5 protein-coding genes are annotated in these 5096 nt (G+C 33.8%); all 5 read left to right on the top strand.

What is annotated here, in order from left to right; all coding sequences use genetic code 11:
- Positions 1 to 453 precede the first annotated feature (453 nt).
- The 5 genes from RBB48_RS31365 to uppP all read left to right on the top strand — a co-directional run bounded on the left by RBB48_RS31365 (position 454) and on the right by uppP (position 4713).
- Positions 454 to 1167, top strand: coding sequence for a response regulator transcription factor (locus RBB48_RS31365; RefSeq protein ID WP_046953851.1), 714 nt, complete (start codon positions 454 to 456; stop codon positions 1165 to 1167).
- A complete protein-coding gene (locus tag RBB48_RS31370) occupies positions 1157 to 2170 on the top strand; it encodes a sensor histidine kinase (RefSeq protein WP_000845343.1) in 1014 nt (337 codons plus the stop codon). The genes RBB48_RS31365 and RBB48_RS31370 overlap by 11 nt, the downstream gene beginning before the upstream one ends.
- A gap of 68 nt (positions 2171 to 2238) precedes the next feature.
- A complete protein-coding gene (locus tag RBB48_RS31375) occupies positions 2239 to 3168 on the top strand; it encodes an ABC transporter ATP-binding protein (RefSeq protein WP_000484005.1) in 930 nt (309 codons plus the stop codon).
- Complete coding sequence (locus RBB48_RS31380; protein WP_000247712.1) at positions 3161 to 3898, top strand: ABC transporter permease; 738 nt, start codon at positions 3161 to 3163, stop codon at positions 3896 to 3898. Before RBB48_RS31375 ends, RBB48_RS31380 begins: the two co-directional genes overlap by 8 nt.
- 17 nt (positions 3899 to 3915) lie before the next feature.
- A complete protein-coding gene (gene uppP / locus RBB48_RS31385; protein ID WP_001279953.1) occupies positions 3916 to 4713 on the top strand; it encodes an undecaprenyl-diphosphate phosphatase UppP in 798 nt (265 codons plus the stop codon).
- Positions 4714 to 5096 lie beyond the last annotated feature (383 nt).

Below are 5096 nucleotides of genomic sequence, written 5' to 3' on the forward strand. Positions count from 1 at the left end.
AAAAATTGACGTTTCACGTTGTTTGTTTCGTTCAGTTTTCAAAGAACTACTCGGTCGCTCATTTGCGACTCCCTTATGTTAACATCTTCATGTTTCAATGTCAACTAAGTTTTTCATTTCGTTTGCCGCGTTCTGCGTTATTACATCGGCGACTTGTCCTATATTACACCTCTAAGGTGAAATCGTCAACACCTTTTTATAAAGATATTCAATTTAATATTTTTATGCTCTTTTAGCTAGATATGCCTCTACAAAGAGCCATTACTAGAAACCACCTTCTGCTTCTCTTTAATTTATTCTTCCAAAACATATTCGATTTCATTTGAACTCTAGACTTAATTCTTGTAGACATGTCCCTCCAACAAAACTAGCAACCTTATTTTAACAAATACTAGTATATAATTAGAGAGTTGTTGTACTAGCAATAAAACTCTATTAGAAGCAGGTGAAAATATGAAAGATATACGTATCCTTATAGCAGACGATGATAAAGAAATCCGAAATTTATTAAAAATATATTTAGAACGAGAATTATATATGGTAGATACTGCGGTTAATGGTGAAGAAGCCTTGCAATTATTTAATCAAAACAACTATAACCTCGTTATATTAGATCTTATGATGCCGAAAGTAGATGGTATCGAAGTATGTAGAAAACTTAGAGATAAAACTAACGTACCTATATTAATGCTAACCGCTAAAGATCACGAAATTGATAAAATTTTAGGTTTAAGCATTGGCGCTGATGATTACATTACGAAACCTTTCAGTATTCACGAAGTAGTTGCACGAGTAAAGGCTCTTATGCGGCGTTTTTTAGTTCTTGGAAGTAACACTACTGCACAAGAGAAAACAATTTTAGCTTTCAAAGGACTAACTATCGATTTAAATACATACACAGTTCATACAAATAAAGAAGAAATCAGCTTAACCGGAAAAGAACTGGAACTGTTGAAATTCTTTACTTCAAACCCAGGACAAGTATTTACAAAAACACAGCTCTTTCGAAATGTATGGGACGATAATTATATAGAAGACGATAATACCGTTATGGTACATATTCGAAAACTTAGAAAGAAAATAGAAATCAATCCTTCTAATCCAAAATTCATTCAAACTGTATGGGGAATTGGTTATAAGTTTGTAGGTGAAAAACTTGAAGACTGATAAAACCCTATTCCTTATTTCATTACAACTTATCATTTGCGGGCTTTTAAATATACAAATGGGCCCAAAAGGAAAGATGTCTTTATTTATTACCCTTATTTTAATTACAATGTATCTCTTCTTTTCAAGAATACAATTCATTCAACATCGCAAATCAGTGGACACAAAATTAGGTCGTGTACTAAAAGGAAATTTACAAACGAGATTATTCACAAGCAATGACCCCTCATTACATAGTATCGTTTTTTCAATAAACGAACTAATAGCTGAATTAGAAAAGGTTCGGATCGAAGCAAAAAGATCCGAGGAATCTAGAAAACAACTTTTGTCTAGTATCTCGCACGATATCCGAACACCACTCACCTCTATTATTGGATATATCGACGCTTTAAAAGATGGGGTTGCTGTTTCTGAAATAGAAAAGAAAGAATATCTTAAAATACTTTATATGAAATCAAATAACTTAAAACATCTAGTTAATGAAATATTCAATATGGCAAAGCTAGACGCCAATGAATTTCCACTAAAAGAAGAGGAACTCGACTTTTCTGAAGTTACTAGAGAAGTTTTGATTGAATTTTTACCTGAACTCTCAAAACATAATCTCGAACTACAGGTTCTCATACCAGAATCTACTTGTCCTATCATTGCAGACCACCTTAGCCTTATGCGAATTATGAGTAATTTAATAAAAAATGCCATTTATTACGGAAAAGATGGGAAAACATTAGGGATCGAACTACTAGAAACTGATACAGACTATGAACTCCTTATTTGGGATAAAGGCCCTGGTATTCCAAAACATGATTTACAAAACGTATTTGAACGAATGTACCGAAGCGAACAATCGAGAAACTCCTCTTCTGGCGGTAGCGGTCTCGGGCTTTCAATTTCTAAAGCACTCGTTGAGAGAAATGGTGGGCATATATGGGTTGAAAGTACTCCATGGAAACGAACTACTTTTGGCTTTTCAATTCCAAAATACATTTCTTTTAAGAAATAGTTAAGAAATGATTAATATGCAGTTAAGTCTTCCTTCTTATCATGTAATTAAGAACTTATAGAAAGTAGGTGTTTCCTATAAATACAATTATAAAAACGACTAACCTTACTAAAGTGTATGGCACACAAAAATCAGTAGATAATCTAAATATTAATGTTCAACAAGGCGAGATTTATGGATTCATAGGACGAAACGGTGCGGGCAAAACAACAACCATTCGTATGCTACTCAGTCTTATAAAACCTACAAGTGGAAATATTGAAATATTCGGAGAGGACTTATTTCAAAATCAAAAAGATATTTTAAGAAGAATTGGTTCTATCGTTGAGGTTCCAGGGTTTTATGAAAACTTAACTGCAAAAGAAAACTTATTAATTAATACAAAGATAATTGGGATTCACAAAAAGAATGCTATTGAAGAAGCATTAGAAATAGTAGGATTGCAGCATGAAACAAAAAAATTAGTTGGGAAGTATTCTTTAGGAATGAAGCAGCGCCTAGGTATTGCACGTGCCCTTCTCCATTATCCCGAATTACTCATACTAGATGAACCAACTAACGGGCTCGATCCCATTGGTATTAAAGAAATGCGAAAACTTATTAAATCTTTAGCTCAGGAAAGAAATATAACGATACTTATTTCCAGTCACATATTAGCTGAGGTAGAACAATTAGTTGATCGTATGGGAATTATTCATGAAGGAAGGTTACTAGAAGAAGTTTCTCTTAATACGCTACGTAAAGCGAACCGTAAGTACATAGAATTTCAAGTGAATAATGAAAACAAAGCCGCAATGCTATTAGAAAATCAGCTTCAAATCTTTGATTATGAAGTACATGATGAAGGGAATATTCGTATTTATTCTCATTTTGGACAACAAGGATACATCAACAGAACGTTCGTTCTAAATGGTGTAGAAGTATTAAAAATGATGATAAGTGAAGATAGATTAGAAGATTATTTCACTAAATTAGTTGGAGGTGGAACAATTGGTTAATCTACTCTATACAGAACTACTAAAACTAAAACGCTCTAATATGTTTTTAATTAGCATTATTGGGGCTGGTGTCGCACCTTTCTTAGTCGTAGTAGCTTCTTATATACATATAAAAACCAAACAGCCCACTCCGACTATTTGGTTCCATCAATTATTTACTGATGTTAACTTATATACTACTTTAGTGATAGGATTCCCCTTATATGGAGTAGTAATTGCTTATCTGTTTACCCGTGAATATGCAGAAGACACACTAAAGAATTTACTAACTATCCCCGTATCGCGTATTAGCTTTATTATAAGTAAGTTCATCACTCTTTTTCTTTGGATCATGATGCTAACTTTAGTCGCTTGGGCACTTACTTTAATATTAGGGCTATTGGGGAACTTCCCTGGTTTTAACACTGCTTTATTTTTAGGTTCTTTTCTAAAATTTTTAATCTGTGGTGGACTTCTCTTTCTATTGTCTTCACCTATTGTGCTACTAACTCTTGTAATGAAGAGCTATGTACCACCTATTATATTAACAGTCATTATTACAATGACTAATCTTATGCTCGTAAACTCCAAACATAAAGATTTATTTCCGTGGACCGCTACTCTTGATATCGCAAATAATGAATTACAACCCACATATCCACCGGAATATTCTTATATCATCATTGCAGCAACAGCGGTTTCAGGATTTTTTGCAACACTATTCTATTTCAAAAGAGTAGACATTCATTAATTTATAGGAGTGAAACGATGAGCGATATCATTATTGCCTTCATACTCGGTATCGTAGAGGGTTTAGCCGAATTTTTACCTATCTCTTCTACTGGTCACCTTATATTAGTCGGGCATTTATTAGATTTTGAAGGAGAAAGAGCGAAAACGTTTGAAATTGTTATACAGCTAGGGGCAATTTTAGCTATTGCAATTTTATATCATAAACGCCTCGTTTCTTTATGTAATATTAAACCTCTTCTGCGGAAAGAGAAGAAATTCAACGCATTCCACGTATTTCTTGGCGTATTTCCAGCAGTAGTTGCTGGTTTACTACTACATGGTGTTATTAAAACTTACTTATTTCAGCCCTATACTGTCGTAATTGGACTTGTAGCAGGGGCAATTCTTATGCTCTTTGCAGAAGTAAAGAAGAAAGAGGCAACCTCCTATTCACTGGATGATTTAACATACCGGCAAGCATTAACAATTGGATTATTTCAATGCTTAGCAGTATACCCCGGCTTCTCTAGAGCTGGCTCTACTATTTCTGGAGGTCTATTAGCAAAAGTAAATTATAAAACTGCATCTGAGTTCTCTTTTCTCATTGCTCTTCCTGTAATGGTAGGCGCTACAGGCTTAGACTTGTTAAAAAGCTGGAAGTATTTAAGTGTCAATGATATCCCTATGTTTGTGGTAGGATTCATTACCTCTTTTATAGTAGCAATGTTAGCAGTAGTAACATTCCTAAAGCTTTTAGAAAAGATAGGCTTAAAACCTTTCGCATACTATCGTATTTTGTTAGCTATCTTATTTACGCTTTTCGTATTGCTATAAATTCATATAAGTCACAGATAAAAAACCGATATTCAAGTTAGAATATCGGTTTTTTATCCATTTCACATCAAGTACTACATACTCCAATATGGCATAGCGGGAGTAAATCATCATTAATAATCCAAATGTTCTTCAAGCAATTTTAATCTTTACCGTACGACACAGCTCAAAAATTAAACACCCCTTGGACAGAGACCGACTGTGTATACAAACTATATCCATTCCGCATATATCATATTTCTTAATTCTCAATACACCGATACAAGTTCTAAATGTGTACAAAATGCTCATGCTTTATTAAACACGAAAAAACACAAGTCAAAAGACTTGTGTTTTTAGTTGCTTGGCGACGTCCTACTCTCACAGGGACAAGGTCCCAACTA

The organism is Bacillus sp. MMSF_3353, from assembly GCF_030733445.1.
Lineage (GTDB): Bacteria > Bacillota > Bacilli > Bacillales > Bacillaceae_G > Bacillus_A > Bacillus_A wiedmannii.

What these genes read in the sequence shown, in the direction of transcription:
- uppP (WP_001279953.1), top strand. Translation starts at nt 3,916, where the DNA reads ATGAGCGATATCATTATTGCCTTCATACTCGGTATCGTAGAGGGTTTA.
- RBB48_RS31365 (WP_046953851.1), top strand. Translation starts at nt 454, where the DNA reads ATGAAAGATATACGTATCCTTATAGCAGACGATGATAAAGAAATCCGA.